Origin of the sequence: Shewanella septentrionalis (genome assembly GCF_025370265.1) — a bacterium.
In the GTDB taxonomy this organism is placed as follows: domain Bacteria; phylum Pseudomonadota; class Gammaproteobacteria; order Enterobacterales; family Shewanellaceae; genus Shewanella; species Shewanella hafniensis.
The window spans coordinates 80733-98057 of sequence record NZ_JAMTCC010000013.1; the positions used below are offsets into that span (position 1 = coordinate 80733).

General features: G+C 45.1%; 17 protein-coding genes and 2 tRNA genes. 9 read left to right on the forward strand and 10 right to left on the reverse strand.

Annotated features, from left to right (window positions below):
• Positions 1 to 81: 81 nt before the first annotated feature.
• Together NE536_RS09455 and NE536_RS09460 are read right to left on the reverse strand one after the other, a co-directional pair.
• Positions 82 to 381 carry a phytase gene (locus NE536_RS09455; protein ID WP_261272539.1) on the reverse strand — a complete coding sequence of 100 codons (300 nt, stop codon included), beginning with the start codon at positions 379 to 381 and terminating at the stop codon, positions 82 to 84.
• Positions 294 to 611, reverse strand: a complete 318-nt coding sequence (locus NE536_RS09460) for a phytase (protein WP_261272540.1) — start codon at positions 609 to 611, stop codon at positions 294 to 296. The genes NE536_RS09455 and NE536_RS09460 overlap by 88 nt, the downstream gene beginning before the upstream one ends.
• 378 nt (positions 612 to 989) lie before the next feature.
• On the opposite strand from NE536_RS09460, the gene NE536_RS09465 reads away from it, so the two are divergent.
• Positions 990 to 2030: a sensor domain-containing diguanylate cyclase gene (locus NE536_RS09465; RefSeq protein ID WP_261272541.1), complete on the forward strand. Its 1041-nt coding sequence runs from the start codon at positions 990 to 992 to the stop codon at positions 2028 to 2030.
• 43 nt (positions 2031 to 2073) lie between these two features.
• Positions 2074 to 2862 carry a CLCA_X family protein gene (locus tag NE536_RS09470; protein WP_106650531.1) on the forward strand — a complete coding sequence of 263 codons (789 nt, stop codon included), beginning with the start codon at positions 2074 to 2076 and terminating at the stop codon, positions 2860 to 2862.
• A gap of 100 nt (positions 2863 to 2962) precedes the next feature.
• Here the strand turns inward: NE536_RS09470 and NE536_RS09475 are convergent, their stop codons facing one another.
• The 4 genes from NE536_RS09475 to NE536_RS09490 form a co-directional block, all read right to left on the reverse strand.
• Entirely contained in the window at positions 2963 to 3919 is a 957-nt protein-coding gene (locus tag NE536_RS09475; protein WP_261272542.1) for a hypothetical protein, read from the reverse strand.
• Between the two features lie 220 nt (positions 3920 to 4139).
• Positions 4140 to 4216: transfer RNA gene (locus tag NE536_RS09480), tRNA-Val, on the reverse strand.
• Positions 4217 to 4253: 37 nt separating this feature from the next.
• Positions 4254 to 4330 (reverse strand) — tRNA-Val (locus NE536_RS09485).
• A 254-nt stretch (positions 4331 to 4584) separates the two neighbouring features.
• Positions 4585 to 5964: an MATE family efflux transporter gene (locus NE536_RS09490; RefSeq protein WP_261272543.1), complete on the reverse strand. Its 1380-nt coding sequence runs from the start codon at positions 5962 to 5964 to the stop codon at positions 4585 to 4587.
• A gap of 33 nt (positions 5965 to 5997) precedes the next feature.
• On the opposite strand from NE536_RS09490, the gene NE536_RS09495 reads away from it, so the two are divergent.
• Entirely contained in the window at positions 5998 to 6621 is a 624-nt protein-coding gene (locus tag NE536_RS09495; protein WP_261272544.1) for a riboflavin synthase subunit alpha, read from the forward strand.
• A 34-nt stretch (positions 6622 to 6655) separates the two neighbouring features.
• Here NE536_RS09495 and NE536_RS09500 read toward each other — a convergent pair whose 3' ends face one another.
• Both NE536_RS09500 and NE536_RS09505 read right to left on the reverse strand, forming a co-directional pair.
• Positions 6656 to 6856, reverse strand: coding sequence for a CPXCG motif-containing cysteine-rich protein (locus NE536_RS09500; RefSeq protein ID WP_106650519.1), 201 nt, complete (start codon positions 6854 to 6856; stop codon positions 6656 to 6658).
• 313 nt (positions 6857 to 7169) lie between these two features.
• Positions 7170 to 7400: a hypothetical protein gene (locus NE536_RS09505; RefSeq protein WP_261272545.1), complete on the reverse strand. Its 231-nt coding sequence runs from the start codon at positions 7398 to 7400 to the stop codon at positions 7170 to 7172.
• A 290-nt stretch (positions 7401 to 7690) separates the two neighbouring features.
• On the opposite strand from NE536_RS09505, the gene thrS reads away from it, so the two are divergent.
• The 4 genes from thrS (at position 7691) to rplT (ending at position 10817) form a co-directional block, all read left to right on the forward strand.
• Entirely contained in the window at positions 7691 to 9619 is a 1929-nt protein-coding gene (gene thrS, locus NE536_RS09510; RefSeq protein WP_012197181.1) for a threonine--tRNA ligase, read from the forward strand.
• A 3-nt stretch (positions 9620 to 9622) separates the two neighbouring features.
• The gene (infC, locus tag NE536_RS09515) at positions 9623 to 10165 is read left to right on the forward strand and encodes a translation initiation factor IF-3 (protein ID WP_012089240.1); all 543 of its coding nucleotides are present in this window, start codon (positions 9623 to 9625) and stop codon (positions 10163 to 10165) included.
• An 84-nt stretch (positions 10166 to 10249) separates the two neighbouring features.
• On the forward strand, positions 10250 to 10444 hold the full coding sequence (gene rpmI / locus NE536_RS09520; protein ID WP_006081653.1) for a 50S ribosomal protein L35: 195 nt from the start codon (positions 10250 to 10252) through the stop codon (positions 10442 to 10444).
• Between the two features lie 16 nt (positions 10445 to 10460).
• Positions 10461 to 10817 carry a 50S ribosomal protein L20 gene (gene rplT, locus NE536_RS09525; RefSeq protein ID WP_006081652.1) on the forward strand — a complete coding sequence of 119 codons (357 nt, stop codon included), beginning with the start codon at positions 10461 to 10463 and terminating at the stop codon, positions 10815 to 10817.
• Positions 10818 to 11080: 263 nt separating this feature from the next.
• Here rplT and trxB read toward each other — a convergent pair whose 3' ends face one another.
• Together trxB and ald are read right to left on the reverse strand one after the other, a co-directional pair.
• The gene (gene trxB / locus NE536_RS09530; protein WP_261272546.1) at positions 11081 to 12034 is read right to left on the reverse strand and encodes a thioredoxin-disulfide reductase; all 954 of its coding nucleotides are present in this window, start codon (positions 12032 to 12034) and stop codon (positions 11081 to 11083) included.
• A gap of 344 nt (positions 12035 to 12378) precedes the next feature.
• On the reverse strand, positions 12379 to 13494 hold the full coding sequence (gene ald / locus NE536_RS09535) for an alanine dehydrogenase (protein WP_261272547.1): 1116 nt from the start codon (positions 13492 to 13494) through the stop codon (positions 12379 to 12381).
• 179 nt (positions 13495 to 13673) lie between these two features.
• On the opposite strand from ald, the gene lrp reads away from it, so the two are divergent.
• Together lrp and NE536_RS09545 are read left to right on the forward strand one after the other, a co-directional pair.
• Complete coding sequence (lrp, locus tag NE536_RS09540; RefSeq protein ID WP_006081649.1) at positions 13674 to 14180, forward strand: leucine-responsive transcriptional regulator Lrp; 507 nt, start codon at positions 13674 to 13676, stop codon at positions 14178 to 14180.
• Between the two features lie 344 nt (positions 14181 to 14524).
• Positions 14525 to 17278: a DNA translocase FtsK gene (locus tag NE536_RS09545; RefSeq protein WP_261272548.1), complete on the forward strand. Its 2754-nt coding sequence runs from the start codon at positions 14525 to 14527 to the stop codon at positions 17276 to 17278.
• Positions 17279 to 17325: the final 47 nt, after the last annotated feature.

Sequence of the window (17325 nt, forward strand, 5' to 3'; positions counted from 1 at the left end):
TTTCGTTCGCGTTCCGCTAAGTGCAAATAGCTACTTGCATAACGCATTATTCGCAGTGGCATTTCAAGCAGCAAATTGGCCCTATTGCATGTCGAGTTGTTTGGCTATGCTGCTCCAAGGTAACCATTTAAACGCTTGGTTGGCATCGGGTAAGTGGTTGTGACCATCCTGTACCACCAGCATTCCCTGTTGCCAAACACCATGGCCGACGGGCAAATGCGTGACAGCCAGCCCATCGGTTTCTGAAGCGCCGTCTATGCTGGTTTCGCGGCCATTCTCCATGCCGTTTAAGTTCACCCCAATGCGGAAACGCCCCACTTGGCTATAAGGCTCGCTTGCTTGATAAAGCAAATAACTGTTATTACCTTGGCTTGAGACCACCAGCAAATCTTGTTTTTGCCGTGAATGCTCGCACCTTGGTAGAGTGAAATCCCTTCCACATCGGCGACTAAATCCCCCCCGGCTTTGATGATCAGTTTGCCCTCAGTGCTGGCGTTCGGTTTGGCATCAAAGCGCCAAATGCCTTTGTCTTCTTCACCGATAAACAGTGCATGTTGGGCTTCATCGACCACGCAGCCTTCAACTTGGCTAGGGGTATGAATATTCCGCACGAGTTTGATACTGGGGCCATTTTGCTGCCAGTCGACACGATATTGGGAGATGCGGCCGGACGTGTCTCTTCATTTTGACCACTAACTTAATGCAAGTCTTTCGTTATTAGTTAATATAAAAGTGAACTTATATTCAAAAAAATGCGTATTAGTTAGCTGATTGTCCGAGGCTATACCTCTGATTTTGCATATTTAAAGCATAGATATTCATGTAAACACGGATTAAGGATGCATATTCTATGTTGTCATTTTTCATTGATTTAACTTTAAGGATAAAATAAGGCTTATGCTGAGTACTTAAAGGCATAAACTCGCGAGTTTTAGAGTGATCCCTGCTAATCTGATTGAGTCTATTTAATGTTATCGCTAGGAAGGCCGATGGATAAGAAACCCCTTGAATTGGTTTACCCATTTATAACGGAAGCTTTGCGGCTGAGCGAGAATGGTCTAGCGGTGTTAGACAAGCATAATCATTTTATCTTTTATAATAATACCTTTGCGAAAATGTTTGGTTTTGTTGATCAAGACATGGTCGGCAAGCATTTTGACGACATGATGCGCTTTGCCTTTACCCATAAACAGGGACCGAAAATTGAGCATGAAACCATAGAGGAATGGCTCGAGCTTATTCATGCGAATCAACGTAAATCGGCTTTTAGACGTTTTGAAGTGGATCTGGTCGACGGTAGCTGGTTGCAACTCTCGGAGCAGGTTTATCACAATGGCGATATGGTGATTGTTTGCACGGATATCACCCAGCTAAAGCAGGTCGAGTTTGCCCTCAGGAATGCGCAAACGGAGTTAAATCGCCTCGCGCTCACCGATGAGTTAACGGGGATAGCCAATCGGCGGCACTTTTTTCAGCAGTTAGAGCACGAAATCAAACGCTTGAGTCGCTTACAGTTGCCATTATGCCTAGTGATGATGGACATCGATAATTTTAAACTGGTTAATGATCGCTACGGCCATCAAGTCGGTGACAAGATATTGCAACATTTTACCCAATTCATCAGCACTCGAACGCGTCCCTACGATATTTTTGGCCGCCTCGGCGGTGAAGAGTTTGCACTACTACTGCCAGAAACCACGGTTGATACCGCTCAAAAAATCGTAATGCGTATGATGTCATCCCTTGCCAATGAGGACATTTCTGCAATCGTGGCTGATTTTCAATATCAATTTTCAGCAGGGGTCAGCGCCTTAACCCCTGTGATTATTCGCCATAGTATTGATAACAGTACTGATATTGCAGATGTGGAGCAGGTTGCATTGCCCATTGGAACCGGAAGTCAGTGCCGCTCGGATGCTGAAAAGCTGGTGGCCGAGGCCGATAAAGCACTCTATCATGCTAAAACCCTCGGACGAAATCGTGCGGTAATATGGGACGAGGTGATGTTACCTCGCCACAAGCCCAGCTAAACAAAGCATTCGACATTCAGTGCATTAGTACTCAAGGGAAACTGTGTTAATCAATCAGCAATATACCCGCCATGGACCCGATTACCGATTTGGTGAGCAGGTGACATTTCTTGATGTTAAACAAACCTTTGGTTTTAGTCATGTACGTGTTGGCCGCTGGGTTACGCGGGATGAATCGCGCCTTGCTGCGGATCTGGTGTTTGATTCGCTCGCCGATCTGGCCTTTATCTTAAAGTTGCCACCTTTGACGTTAGGGCTGCGCGAAACCGTGAGTCTGGCTTTTGGTCATGGCGGTCAAAAAGGCGTTCAGGCCCATTATGCGCCCGCGACTCGGGAATTGGCCTTGGCAAAAAATGCCGGTGCTGGCGCTTTAGCCCATGAGTTTTGGCATGCGTTTGACCACTATATTGCCGCCAAGTCCTTCAAATCTTCGTCTAAGCGGTTTCAATGCGCGAGCGATCTTTGGTTGTCGGATCTGCCCATCATAGAACATCCACTGAATGCACGCTTATCAGAGATCTTCAAGGTAACGTTTTTGAGTGGTGATGGCGATGAGCCCCATGATTATGTGCGCCGAGCGATTGCCTTAGACAAAAAACATGGCATGCAGTACTTCGCACGGCCAACTGAAATGATGGCGCGGGCATTTGAAGCCTGTATTGAATCCTATGATGCGATTTCGAATCCGTATTTAGTGTCTGGGACACGCTTTTCAGCAATGGCAAAGGAGGGCGCTTATCCCGATGAAGCCCACCGAAAAGTGATTTTTAACGCTTTGATCAATTACTTCGAGCCACTAGGAATGGCATTGAGTAAACATCCGCTTGGCTGATTATAATCTTTTGAAAGTACGTCAAAATACGGTAAATGGCAGTGTGATGCGAGTACAAGCTTGGTTGGCAAGTCGACAAATTCGAAGCTGATTTAACTATTCAACGGTGAGTGAAGGTGTGAGTCGTGCCGTTTTGCTTAGTCGAAAGTGTTTGCCAGCAATAGGCCAAACTGTGGCGGATAGCATCGAGATATTGGGACGCCTGAGTATCCATTAAATACCAATAACTGGGTTTTGATTCTGGCATGTGATTAAAAAATAATGCTTCGGCATTGATGACTTGTTTTAAATCCGCATATTTCAGCCAAACGTCGATAGGCGTATGAGCCAGCGTAATCAACCAATCGAGTTGTATGTGTTTTGCGGAATGTGACATATCTGCCGATGGGGTTGAATCTTGTAAACGCGCAAGTAAATCAAAAGGATTGTCCGTTTTCATCATCATTGAAGTTTGGGATCCACGCGCTTTGTCTGTTGCAGGAAAATTTGATAGATGAATCGGTGGCAGAGTGAACTCCGGCCAGTCAAGTGTGGGCGCGAGCGTCTGCGCAATCCGCCGCTCGCCTAACCAGTTATGCACCATGCACGGTAAGTGGTCTTCAGGCGGTAAATCACTGGGCCTTGCTAAACTCGGAAACAGCGACATACGCTGCACTTGCACTTGCACATGCTGAGACAACTGCTGCATCAACACAATTGTGGTTAAGCCAGATGAAGGCCAGCAGCCAAGCTGAGGCCTTAATTCAATCGCAACCTGTGTCAATGCTTGGGTAAGCAAATCACTTTGCGGGTGACCTTGTACCACAAAGGCATATTTTGACTCAGCAAAACCGCCGTTAGCGATATTCACTATCAGATTATTTTGAGTACTTTTCTCATGCCATTGCGTGCCGTTAAAGATAAATGTCGTACCTGCAGTCGCTGGCTGCCAATTGCCAGAAGCATTCCCAATAATGGTCACTTGCTTGAAGGCAAGTTGATGCGCCAACGTGTGAAGATCGACCCGCGAATGTGGCATCTGTAAATGCTGGTGCATATGGGTATGAGACTTAGGCATAGGCTGAACATCTGTTTCACGGGTTTTAAATGGACTTCATTGTAATAGATATCTCCCTGAGCCCAAAGGCTTAATCCGCCAACACAAATCGGCATTAACAACATTTTTAAATTTAAAAAGAAATTTTAAAGATGAAGAGAGACAACTTGCTCAAGAACGGAGAATCATTAGTTTTTAGTAATTATATAGGAATTAGGACAAATGGAGATAAAGCAAGAAATGGTACACCCGAGTGGACTCGAACCACCGACCCCTACCATGTCAAGGTAGTGCTCTAACCAACTGAGCTACGGGTGCACTGTTTGAATTTCAAATTTAGACTCTTTTAATAGAGTGGTACACCCGAGTGGACTCGAACCACCGACCCCTACCATGTCAAGGTAGTGCTCTAACCAACTGAGCTACGGGTGCATCGTAAATATTAACTTGCTATTCAAAAGCGTTGCGCCTTGGAACGAGCGCTATATTAGGGGCATAGCGCAGGGCTGGCAAGCAAAAAAATCAAATTTGTCGTCAAATGGTGAATTGCTGTGCAACTTGTCCAGTGTTTCAACAAAGTTGTTGATATAACGGCAAGTTAGACTTACTGAGCACGTCAAACCACTAAGACATAAACAAAACGGCGAGCTTAATGCTCGCCGTTGCTTTAAATCTTGCCTATCCGATTAGTGATGCAAACTGTCGCCTTCAATCAGGCTTAAATGCACACCATGTTTTTGGATGTAACGTAGTCGAATGAAAAATAGCAGCGCCGCCGAGGTGAGACCTGCAATCAATCCGGTCCAAAAACCGTGTGCGCCCATAGCAGGAACGATATGATCCGTATAAGCCAAGGTATAGCCGAGTGACATACCTATGCCCCAATAGGAAAACAGCGTGATATAAAAGGCACTGCGGGTATCTTTATAACCACGTAGGGCTCCGGCGGCAACCACTTGGACTGAATCCGATAATTGATACAGTGCCGCCATTAACATCAAGCTGCCGGCTAAAGCGACCACTTCAGGATCACCATTATAAAGCTCTGCAATTTGGAATCTAAATATGACGGTCAAGACTGCAGTTGATAATGCAAGGGATAGCGCTAACCATAAACCCACTTTGGCGACCACTGCAGAAATATCAGCACGATCGCGACCCAAGTAATAGCCAATTCTAATCGATACTGCGATACCAATAGACAACGGCAGCATAAATACAATCGCAGAAAAGTTCAGTGCTATCTGGTGACTTGCCACCACAGTTGCACCTAATGGGGCGAGTAACAACGCAATAATGGCAAATAAACTCACTTCAAAAAACAGCGCCATTGCTATCGGCATACCGAGTTTGGTCATTTTTTTCATCGTTTCAAAGTCAGGACGATGAAATTTACTGAAAGGAGCTAAGGCAGCAAATTTCTTATGTACTTGCATATAAATAGTCATGGCAATCAGCATGGCCCAAAAAACCAAGGCAGTGGCAATACCGCAGCCTGCACCGCCCATCGGTGGTACGCCAAAGTGTCCGTAAATAAAGATGTAGTTGGCGGGTATGTTCACCGCTAAGCCGACAAAGCCAATGACCATTGTAGGTAACGTATAAGAAATCCCTTCACTGCAGCCTCGTAGTACTTGGTAAAGCACAAATGCGGGCGCGCCCCATAAAATACCGTCGAGATATCCAATGGTTAAGCGGTATAATTCGGGTTCTAAATCCATATGGCCAAGTACAAAGGGCGCTGATGCGAGGAAAATCATCACGCCAATCCCGCCAATGATGGCAAGATAGGCCCCTTGAAAGGCCAAAGGTTGGATGGCTTTTTGATTATTCGCTCCATTGTAGTGGGCAAATAAAGGTGTAAAAGCCATCAGCAAACCTTGGACGAACAGAATAGCGGGTAACCAAAGACTAGTGCCGACCGCAACAGCGGCCATATCGACCGCACTAACACGACCCGCCATGACGGTATCAATAAAGCCCATCATGGTTTGAGTGACCTGTGCTATTAGCACTGGCAGCGCCAATTGGATTAAACGTTTGGCTTGATAGCCTGAATGATTCATAAATACAGCCTTTAACGATTAAGCGAGCAAAAAATGTTTACAGGTATAGTACAAGCCACCTGCGAGGTGGTCGCAATACATAAGAAAGATGGCCTAAATACCCTTGAGGTAGCATTTGAACCTGATTTGCATGAGGGACTTGCGATTGGTGCAAGTGTGGCAAATAACGGGGTATGTCTAACTGTGACTCAGGTGGTTGATGATAGGGTATTTTTCGACGTAGTGGAAGAGACCTTGCGACTGACGAATCTAGCTAATTTGTCGATAGGTCAAAGCGTTAATGTTGAGCGTTCGTTAACTTTCGGTAGTGAAATTGGTGGTCACATTCTCTCCGGCCATATTCATACTAAGGCTAAAGTTGTCGATATCAGCCACACAGAACAGCATTATGATCTGACACTGGGCATTGAGCCTAAATGGATGGATTACATTTTTTATAAAGGTTTTGTTGGCGTTAATGGCTGTAGTTTAACGGTTGGCGAGGTGAGTGACTCCGGCTTTAAGTTACACTTAATTCCCGAAACCCTAAAGCTGACCAATTTAAGTCAGTGTAAAGTGGGTGATGAACTCAACATTGAGATCGATAGCCAAACACAAGTTATCGTCGACACAGTCGAGCGCGTGCTGGCTAGACGTTTTAACGAGCAAGCCTGTTAGGCTCGTTTCATCATCGCCTTTAGTACAATCTCATTTAATATATTTGCTCGTCATCCGAGTCGATATACAGCTCCACGGTACGTCTCGACTCATCGATATGTAAGCGTAAATGAATGGGATTACAACAAATTCGACAATCATCGTAATAATCTTGATCTCCGCAGCTGGCATCAATACTGATATGTTGGTGGTGCCCGCAGTGGGGACAAGCAATCACTTTGTTCATGACTCTCATAGTGTAACTCCTTATACCTAATAGAAGAAAGCCACAATAGAATAGAGCGAATCATTCAGTTCAATCAGCACAGCTAACACTTAGTCGGTATCGCGCCTATTGTTTAGCGCCTTGATTTTGTTCAATCTTAATAATTCATTATGTGCGTCATCATTCGAGTGGTGTCTATTCGAGCGCCATCTATTTAAGGGCTTCCTATTTGAGTATACAACAGAGTGCTGTGCGCATACTTAGATGAAGTCGGCCTCAAAACCCAGCATGATAGATCTTATGGTTAAATGCTTTTCTTAGTGGAGCAATAACGCTTTTAGCATTAATCCTTAACTGTGACTAAATCTTCTAATGCGCTGCTGTGTAACACACCATCGCGGGCATTTTGGGTAATATCTAGGGTTAAACGCTGCATTTGTTGCTCAAGTTCACTTTTAATATCAACGAGTAATACTTGAGTATCAATCTGAGGTTCATTTGTGCTTAACACCTGCGGCTCAGGTAAAGCGCTTGTGTTCGTGAGTGCCACAGCCAATAGAATGCCGTTCAACATATCAACTCCCTGTCATGTTTTAAGTGATGGCTAATAAACTGGCGCCAGAATAGGGGAGTTAGATGACCGCTAAGTTACCAAGACACTGCAAAATCATGAATTTGCTTTTTGCTTTCAATCCCAATTCTGGCCAATGTGCTTGCGCCTTTTAGCTACAATCCCTTAGAATAAACGCCCTGCTACGCAAGGCGGCTAAGACTCCTGTACTGTCTTAACCTAGCGAGTATTTCTCTTACATTAACTAAAACCAAGTGGCCCTACGTGTGGGTCACCACTGGAAAGGACATTTCATGCCTGTAATTACACTTCCCGATGGTAGCAAACGCGAGTTTGCCCATGCTGTATCAACCCTCGATGTTGCCGCCGATATTGGCCCAGGTTTAGCGAAAGCTTGTATCGCTGGCCGCGTTAATGGCGAATTAAAAGATGCTTGCGATCTTATTGAAACCGATGCAGAACTATCAATCATTACCGCCAAAGACGAAGAAGGTGTTGAAATTCTTCGCCATTCTTGCGCGCATTTATTAGGTCACGCGATTAAGCAAATGTGGCCAGAAACCAAGATGGCGATTGGTCCTGTTATTGATAACGGCTTCTACTATGATATCGACCTTGAGCATAAGTTGACTCAAGATGACATCGACGCGTTAGAAAAGCGCATGCTTCAACTGGCCAAAACTAACTATGACGTAGTTAAACGTGTGGTTAGCTGGCAAGAAGCGCGCGATGCATTCGCTGCGCGTGGCGAAGATTACAAGATTGCCATTCTGGATGAAAACATCAGCAAAGATGCAACGCCTGCGCTGTATCATCACGAAGAATATACGGACATGTGTCGTGGACCGCACGTACCGAACATGCGTTTTTGCCAACATTTTAAATTAATGAGCATTGCCGGCGCTTATTGGCGTGGTAACTCAGAAAACAAGATGTTGCAACGTATCTATGGTACCGCTTGGGCAGACAAAAAAGCCTTGAGCACACACTTAACCCGTCTTGAAGAAGCGGCTAAGCGTGATCACCGTAAAATCGGTAAGCAGCTCGACTTGTACCACATGCAAGAAGAAGCACCGGGTATGGTGTTCTGGCATAACGACGGTTGGAGTATCTTCCTCGAATTGGAAAGATTCATTCGCCGTAAGTTAAACCAATACACTTACCAAGAAGTAAAAGGCCCATTGATGATGGACCGTGTGCTATGGGAACGTTCTGGTCACTGGGATAAATACTCAGAAGCCATGTTCACGACTAGCAGCGAAAACCGCGAATACGCCATCAAGCCAATGAACTGCCCAGGCCACGTGCAGATCTTCAACCAAGGGTTGAAATCTTACCGCGACCTGCCATTACGTATGGCTGAATTTGGTTGCTGTCACCGTAATGAACCTTCTGGTTCTTTGCACGGATTAATGCGCGTACGCGGCTTTACCCAAGACGACGCGCATATTTTCTGTACTGATAGCCAAGTTCAAGAAGAAGTGAGTGCCTGTATCCAGATGGTTTACGATACATACGCCACCTTCGGCTTTGAAAATATCGTGGTAAAACTGTCGACTCGTCCTGAAAAACGTATCGGTGACGATGCAATGTGGGACAGAGCGGAAGAAGCACTTAAGCAAGCGCTGCGTGACAATAATATTGAATTCACTATTTTGCCAGGTGAAGGCGCGTTCTACGGACCAAAAATCGAATTTACTTTACACGATTGTTTGGACCGAGCGTGGCAATGTGGTACTGTGCAGCTCGATTATGCGTTGCCAAGCCGTCTTGGTGCAACTTATGTTGCCGAAGATAACAGCCGTCAGACCCCAGTGATGATCCATCGTGCTATTTTAGGCTCTTTGGAACGATTCTTGGGTATCTTGATAGAAGAATATGCAGGACGTTTCCCAACTTGGTTAGCCCCAATGCAAGTTGTCGTGATGAATATCACCGATAAACAGGCTGATTATGTTGAAGAAGTCGTAAAATTCTTCAAAGAACAAGGTATTCGAGCGTCTTTTGACTTGAGGAATGAGAAAATAGGCTTTAAAATACGCGAGCACACCTTAAGGCGTGTCCCTTATTTGTTGGTCGTTGGCGATCAAGAAATGGAAAATAAGGAAGTAGCGGTGCGTACCCGTGATGGTATCGATTTAGGTAAGATGCGACTTGAAGATTTCGCCACTAAAATCCATCAACAGATTTCGCTCCGTAGTCTCAAATTGTTGGAGGAATAGGTCATAAAGATCAAAAAAACAGCAGGGCGTCAGCCGGCCCCTAATAGAATCAATGAAGAAATCACAGGCGTACCAGAAGTACGTTTAACAGGCATTGATGGTGAAGCTATTGGTGTGGTAAGCATCAGAGATGCTCAGAATTTGGCAGATGAAGCAGGTGTAGACCTGGTAGAAATCAGCCCAAATGCTGAACCTCCAGTATGTCGCATTATGGACTACGGTAAGTTCCTTTTTGATAAGGCTAAGTCAGCCAAGGAACAAAAGAAGAAGCAAAAGCAGGTTCAGGTCAAGGAAATTAAATTCCGTCCTGGAACTGACGAAAACGACTATCAGGTAAAACTACGCAACCTGATACGTTTTCTGGAAGACGGGGACAAAGCGAAGATTACGCTACGTTTCCGAGGTCGCGAAATGGCACACCAAAACCTGGGTATGGATCTATTGAACCGTATCAAGGCTGATTTGGACGAGTATGCGGTTGTTGAATCTTTCCCGAAAATGGAAGGCCGACAAGCAATTATGGTGCTAGCGCCTAAAAAGAAATAAGTAGGGCAAAACTTAAAGTAGCAAAGGTCTATGGCCTTTGCTCGCCTTGCTTTTTATTAAACATCCCAATGCGGAGTTTTAGAAATGCCTAAAATGAAAACAGACAAGGGTGTAGCGAAGCGTTTTAAGAAAACCGCTAATGGTTTCAAGCGCAAGCAAGCACACTTACGTCACATTTTGACGAAAAAAAGCACTAAACGTAAACGTCACTTACGTGCCAAATGTTTAGTATCAAAAGCTGACGTTCCAGCAATCGCGCGTCAATTACCTTACGCTTAATTTAGGAGTTTAGAAAATGCCAAGAGTTAAGCGTGGTGTAACCGCTCGTGCTCGTCACAAGAAAGTTTTAAAACTAGCTAAAGGTTATTATGGCGCTCGTAGCCGTACTTACCGTGTTGCTGTTCAAGCAGTAACTAAAGCTGGTCAATATGCTTACCGTGACCGTCGTCAGAAAAAACGTCAATTCCGTCAACTTTGGATTGCACGTATTAATGCTGCCGCTCGTCAAAATGGTCTGTCTTACAGCCGTTTCATCAACGGTCTGAAAAAGGCGTCTATCGAAATCGATCGTAAGATTTTGGCTGACATCGCTGTATTCGACAAAGTTGTATTTGCAACTTTAGTTGAAAAAGCAAAAGAAGCGTTAAACTAAGAAATTAGTTTGTTGCTGTAGAGAAGGGACCATTTGGTCCCTTTTTTTGTGCGCCATTTTTGACTTAACCCAATGATGTTATTTACTTAAACACTTATAAGCGCTTATCTAACTGATACAAGATTAAGCATCGTGAAGCAAAGACACGAACACGCGTGAACAGTACTGATTGGCAAGCTCACAAAATTTTTGTAATCGCTTAAGGATTTTGGACTAAAAAAATAGCAGGCTAAGCCTGCTATTCGTTGAAAAATCGAGTCTAGTTACTTTTTAGCGTCTAAATAACGCTCTGCATCGAGTGCGGCCATACAACCTGTGCCCGCAGAAGTAATCGCTTGACGATAATGTTGGTCCATCACATCACCACAAGCATAAACACCTTCGATACTGGTTTGCGTGGCGTTACCTTGCAAACCGCTCTGTACTTTTAAATAACCGTGGTTCATTTCCAACTGGCCTTCAAAAATACCGGTATTAGGGCTGTGACCAATGGCGACGAACACACCAGCAACGGCTAAGTCAGTGATCGAGCCATCTTTAGTGCTCTTCATCTTCAGGCCGTTCACCCCCATAGCATCACCAACCACTTCATCCATGGTTTGATCTAAGTGAAGGATGATGTTGCCATTGGCAACTTTGTCCATCAGACGGTCGATCAGAATTTTTTCTGAGCGGAAGGTGTCACGGCGGTGGATCAGATGCACTTCAGCGGCAATATTGCTTAAGTACAATGCTTCTTCAACGGCAGTGTTACCGCCACCGATCACAGCGACTTTTTGATTGCGATAGAAGAAACCATCACAGGTCGCACAGGCTGATACGCCGCGGCCCTTGAATGCTTCTTCTGACTCTAATCCTAAATAACGGGCAGAAGCGCCAGTTGCTATGATCAGCGCATCACAGGTGTACTCGCCGTTATCGCCTTTCAAACGGAAAGGGCGCTCGGTTAAGGTCACTTCGTTGATGTGATCGAACAAGATTTCAGTATCGAACTTTTCTGCATGCTTTTGCATACGTTCCATTAACGCTGGACCCGTTAAGTCATCCGCGTCACCTGGCCAGTTTTCAACTTCAGTCGTAGTGGTCAATTGACCACCTTGCTGCATACCTGTGATCATCACAGGTTTTAAATTCGCACGCGCAGCATAAACAGCTGCGGTATATCCTGCTGGGCCTGAACCCAAAATCAATAAGTTACAATGTCTGATCTGGCTCATGTTTATCTCCGTGCCTTTAGCAAATTGCAAGGATTGTAGGGAATTTACCTGTGGGGGTAAAGTGTTGAAGGGTGATTCTTTTAGATTGCGCTAATCGAGTCAGTGCGCTTTGGTATTCAGAGTGTCAGTTTAACTTTACTGCGGTGAATTAAATGGCTTAGGCGGGCATGACGAGTGAAAGCAAAGCACCAGACATGTTGATAAACGAGATGTTATCAATTCGCATGCTTTAATTTCAGTTCTGCCAATAAAAAATCGGCTTCAACAGGGTTGAGGCCGATTTGGATCACTTGCTAGGTAAAGCAAATGCAATATTACATCGAAAGCTTAAGCTAATTAAACGCTTATGCCAATAATGCAACTGGAGAGGTGAACTCTAAATTCAGGGCGTGAGCCACTTCCTTACAGACCACTTTACCGTGCATCACGTTTAAGCCATTGAGTAAGTGCTTATCTTGCAACAGCGCTTCTTTATAGCCTAAGTTAGCTAACTTAAGAATATACGGTAGCGTTGCATTATTTAGTGCGAAAGTAGAAGTGCGAGCAACCGCACCTGGCATGTTTGCCACGCAATAATGCACAACATCATCAACGATATAAGTTGGATCTTGATGAGTCGTTGCATGTGAAGTTTCAACACAACCGCCTTGATCAATTGCGACGTCAACAATGGCACTGCCTGGCTTCATACGTGAGATCATGCTACGGGTTACCAATTTAGGCGCTGCTGCACCAGGGATCAGTACACCACCGATCACAAGATCGGCTTCAATAACATGACGTTCAATTGCATCAGCAGTAGAGTAAATGGCTTTTACGGCAGAGCCGAATTGCACATTTAAACGACGCAGCGCATCAATGCTACGGTCAAGTACAACCACATCAGCACCCATGCCTACCGCCATTTGCGCAGCGTTAGTACCGACCATACCGCCGCCAATAATCACGACTTTAGCGGGTTCAACACCTGGAACGCCGCCCAGTAACATACCGCGACCACCAGAAGATTTCTCTAATGCCATAGCACCAGCTTGGATTGACATACGGCCAGCAACTTCAGACATAGGGGCAAGTAAGGGCAGGCCACCACGGTCGTCAGTCACAGTTTCGTAAGCGATACATACGGCACCACTTTTAATTAAATCTTCAGTTTGCGGTAAATCTGGCGCAAGATGCAGATAAGTAAATAAAATCTGATCGTGACGCAACATAGCGCGTTCAACTGCTTGAGGCTCTTTTACTTTTACAATCATCTGCGCTTTAGCAAAAACTTCAGCAGCAGTCGCTAAAATTGTGGCGCCAGCATCAATATAATCTTGATCTGAAAAACCAATACCTGTGCCAGCATTTGTTTCTACAAAAACTTCGTGACCTTTGATCGCTAACTCGCGAACACTAGAAGGAACCATACCGACACGATATTCGTGGTTTTTAATTTCCTTGGGAACACCAATAATCATCTTTGAGCCTCAATTGCCTGAAAACCCACTTTTAATGGGCATAATTGTTATTTTATCGTGACCTGAACGTGATTAATTCAGGGATATCTAGTATAGTATCGGCGACGCAGTTTATGCTGCTGAACTTTCGGCATACGTAGAATAAAATGTTGTTTTAGTGATAAAGCAAGGTTAAATAAATGGCATATAATAAAAAGAGTCCTGTAAAAGACTTGGATCGCATCGATCGCAACATTCTTAACGAATTACAACTTGATGGCCGCATTTCTAATGTGGAATTATCAAAAAGAGTCGGACTTAGTCCAACTCCGTGTTTAGAAAGAGTGAAACGACTCGAAAAGCAAGGTTATATCAATGGCTATACCGCATTGGTCAATCCTCATTTCCTGGGTGCATCCCTACTGGTATTCGTGGAAATCACCTTAAGCCGTGATACTCCCGAAGTGTTTGATAAGTTTAACCGTGCAGTGCAGTTACTCGACGACATTCAAGAATGTCATCTGGTTTCAGGCGATTTTGACTACTTACTGAAAACTCGTGTTTCAGATATGTCGGCTTATCGTCGCTTGTTAGGTGAAACCTTGTTGAAATTACCTTCTGTTTCCGACACGCGGACTTATGTCGTGATGGAAGAGGTTAAACACACCAGTCGCGTAGCGATAAATCATCTACTCTCAGATATCTAAATTACCCTGATTGTTTGGTTTTACAATAAGGGGCCTAGGCCCCTTATTTATTGTTCAAGTCAGCACAACTATCCCGTTTAACACCTACGACGACTAACCTTGTTATAGCCCTTAAGTTCGCCAACTTAGGGGCTTATTTTTGTGGCATTTTTAAGCAGAGTTGTTAACGGAAGTGTTTGTGTAATAACTCATTCCTCTCCAAAAGCACACTTAAACACCCCAATAGGTTAATTTTTGCCAATCATGGCCAATTCTGCACAGAAAAACAGGCTAATGTGCTCCACATTTAGTGGGATTCTGGTATCGTTAGGCCACCTGTTTTCACTTTTTATGGATTACGTCGTTTGTCTCAAGGAAATAGTGTACGCACGCTCACTGGCCTGCAACGTCTGCTGGAAGGCGGACTCATAATTTGTTGTGTCCTCGCCACTTATATTTTACTCGCATTGACGAGTTTTAGTCCGTCTGATCCTGGTTGGAGTCAGTCGCATTTTCAAGGCGATATTAAAAACTGGACCGGAGCAGTAGGGGCTTGGATAGCCGATATTCTGTTATATTTCTTCGGCGTCACGGCTTACATCATGCCAATCATTGTCGCGTCGACCGGCTGGCTGCTGTTCAAACGCGCCCATCATTTGCTCGAAGTTGATTACTTTTCAGTGGCCCTGAGATTGATTGGATTTTTGCTGATCATCCTTGGGTTTTCTGCGTTGGCGAGCATGAATGCTAACAACATCTACGAGTTTTCGGCAGGCGGAGTGGCGGGTGATGTCATAGGCCAAGCCATGCTGCCGTATTTTAATAAACTCGGTACTACCTTATTGTTGCTGTGCTTCTTGGGTTCTGGTTTTACTTTATTAACTGGGATCAGTTGGCTGACCGTGGTCGAGAAAATCGGCTTAGTCTCTATTTGGATTTATAAGAAACTTAAATTATTACCGCATGCGATGAAGCGTGAGCGTGAAACCGAAGATACCCGTGGTTTTATGTCTGTAGTCGATAAGTTTAAGCAGCGCCGCGAATCACAATATGTGCTTGAAAAGCCGCCAGTCGTTGAAACGCCAAAGGTGCGTGAGCGTCATATTGGTCGCAGAGCCGAAATAACCCCAACCTTGTCTACTGCCGCAGATGAAGGGTTTATTACCGAAAGCATTAATACTGAAGAAGCTGCGCCGCAAAAAAACAAGCTATCGGCACTCGCAAAAATTTTGAGTTTGAATGGCAGTAAAAGCAAAAATACACAAAGGGTTGAACCTCAAATCGATCATGATGATTTGGCCGCCCATGGCAATTTTGAAGCGCCGCCTTGGTTAACCGAAGCCCAAGATGCAAGACATGATGAACAAGAAAGCGCCGATTTCAATTCGCAGGCATTCGATCACGACGACAATGAGCCAGTTTTTAACAGCCAAAACTTTGCGGAAGATGATGATGAAAGCTTAGGCTTTACCGATGATGACGTCATTGATTTTGATACAAAAGCCTCAACGGGCGCTGTGAATCAAGCCCAGCGTAAGCAGCAAGATCAAAAAGCGAAAATTGTGGATGGCATAGTGGTGCTACCCGGGCAAGATGATAAACCCGCACCGAAAAAGCCCATGGACCCCTTACCCAGCATCAATTTGCTTGATGTGCCTGATCGTAAAAAGAACCCGATCAGCCCAGAAGAGTTAGAACAAGTCGCCCGTCTGGTTGAAGTGAAGTTAGCCGATTTCAACATCATCGCCAATGTGGTGGGGGTATACCCAGGACCTGTGATCACCCGCTTCGAATTGGAATTAGCGCCTGGCGTTAAAGCGTCAAAAATCTCTAATCTGTCGAAGGATTTAGCCCGTTCACTGCTAGCTGAAAGTGTGCGTGTGGTTGAAGTTATTCCGGGTAAGGCTTATGTCGGACTCGAATTGCCGAACAAGTTCCGTGAAACCGTGTTTATGCGCGATGTGTTAGATTGCGCCGCCTTTACCGACAGTAAATCCAATTTGACTATGGTGTTAGGCCAAGATATCGCCGGCGACCCAGTCGTGGTTGACCTTGGTAAAATGCCGCATTTGTTAGTTGCGGGTACCACAGGTTCGGGTAAGTCAGTGGGCGTAAACGTGATGATCACCAGCTTACTGTATAAGTCGGGCCCAGAAGATGTGCGCTTTATCATGATCGATCCCAAAATGTTGGAATTGTCTGTCTATGAAGGCATTCCGCATTTGCTCTGTGAAGTCGTTACTGACATGAAAGAAGCTGCCAATGCACTGCGTTGGTGTGTGGGCGAGATGGAACGTCGCTACAAGCTAATGTCTATGATGGGCGTACGTAACATCAAGGGCTATAACGCTAAAATTGCCGAGGCGAAGGCCAATGGCGAAGTGATTTTAGATCCTATGTGGAAGTCTTCTGACAGTATGGAGCCTGAAGCGCCTGCATTAGATAAGCTGCCATCGATTGTTGTCGTGGTCGATGAATTTGCCGACATGATGATGATTGTCGGTAAGAAAGTTGAAGAGTTAATTGCCCGTATCGCGCAAAAGGCCCGTGCCGCAGGCATACATTTGATCCTGGCAACCCAAAGACCGTCAGTGGATGTGATTACTGGCTTGATTAAAGCCAACATTCCGACACGTATGGCGTTCCAAGTGTCATCCCGTATCGATTCGCGCACCATTTTAGATCAACAGGGCGCTGAAACCTTACTCGGGATGGGGGATATGTTATTCCTACCACCGGGTACTGCGGTGCCAAACCGTGTCCATGGCGCCTTTGTTGACGATCATGAAGTTCACCGCGTTGTTGCCGATTGGTGCGCCCGTGGTAAACCGCAATATATCGATGAAATTCTTAATGGTGCCAGCGATGGTGAGCAAGTCTTACTACCGGGTGAAACGGCAGACACCGATGAAGAATATGATCCACTATACGATGAAGCCGTCGCCTTTGTGACCGAAACTCGTCGCGGCTCGATTTCAAGCGTACAGCGTAAATTTAAGATTGGTTATAACCGTGCAGCGCGCATTATTGAACAGATGGAAGCCCAAGGTATTGTGTCGGCTCAAGGCCACAACGGTAACCGTGAAGTCTTAGCGCCGCCGGCACCAAAACATTATTAAGCCGCGCTAAGGCGTGGCTTTGATACACCCAAGGTGTTTAACAGGGT

Bases quoted from the DNA above. Each gene is read 5' to 3' on its own strand.
- NE536_RS09475 (WP_261272542.1), bottom strand. From the start codon at position 3,919: ATGCCTAAGTCTCATACCCATATGCACCAGCATTTACAGATGCCACAT.
- NE536_RS09465 (WP_261272541.1), top strand. From the start codon at position 990: ATGGATAAGAAACCCCTTGAATTGGTTTACCCATTTATAACGGAAGCT.
- ald (WP_261272547.1), bottom strand. From the start codon at position 13,494: ATGATTATTGGTGTTCCCAAGGAAATTAAAAACCACGAATATCGTGTC.
- lrp (WP_006081649.1), top strand. From the start codon at position 13,674: ATGGCATATAATAAAAAGAGTCCTGTAAAAGACTTGGATCGCATCGAT.
- trxB (WP_261272546.1), bottom strand. From the start codon at position 12,034: ATGAGCCAGATCAGACATTGTAACTTATTGATTTTGGGTTCAGGCCCA.
- NE536_RS09495 (WP_261272544.1), top strand. From the start codon at position 5,998: ATGTTTACAGGTATAGTACAAGCCACCTGCGAGGTGGTCGCAATACAT.
- NE536_RS09505 (WP_261272545.1), bottom strand. From the start codon at position 7,400: ATGTTGAACGGCATTCTATTGGCTGTGGCACTCACGAACACAAGCGCT.
- rpmI (WP_006081653.1), top strand. From the start codon at position 10,250: ATGCCTAAAATGAAAACAGACAAGGGTGTAGCGAAGCGTTTTAAGAAA.
- thrS (WP_012197181.1), top strand. From the start codon at position 7,691: ATGCCTGTAATTACACTTCCCGATGGTAGCAAACGCGAGTTTGCCCAT.
- NE536_RS09500 (WP_106650519.1), bottom strand. From the start codon at position 6,856: ATGAGAGTCATGAACAAAGTGATTGCTTGTCCCCACTGCGGGCACCAC.
- NE536_RS09490 (WP_261272543.1), bottom strand. From the start codon at position 5,964: ATGAATCATTCAGGCTATCAAGCCAAACGTTTAATCCAATTGGCGCTG.
- rplT (WP_006081652.1), top strand. From the start codon at position 10,461: ATGCCAAGAGTTAAGCGTGGTGTAACCGCTCGTGCTCGTCACAAGAAA.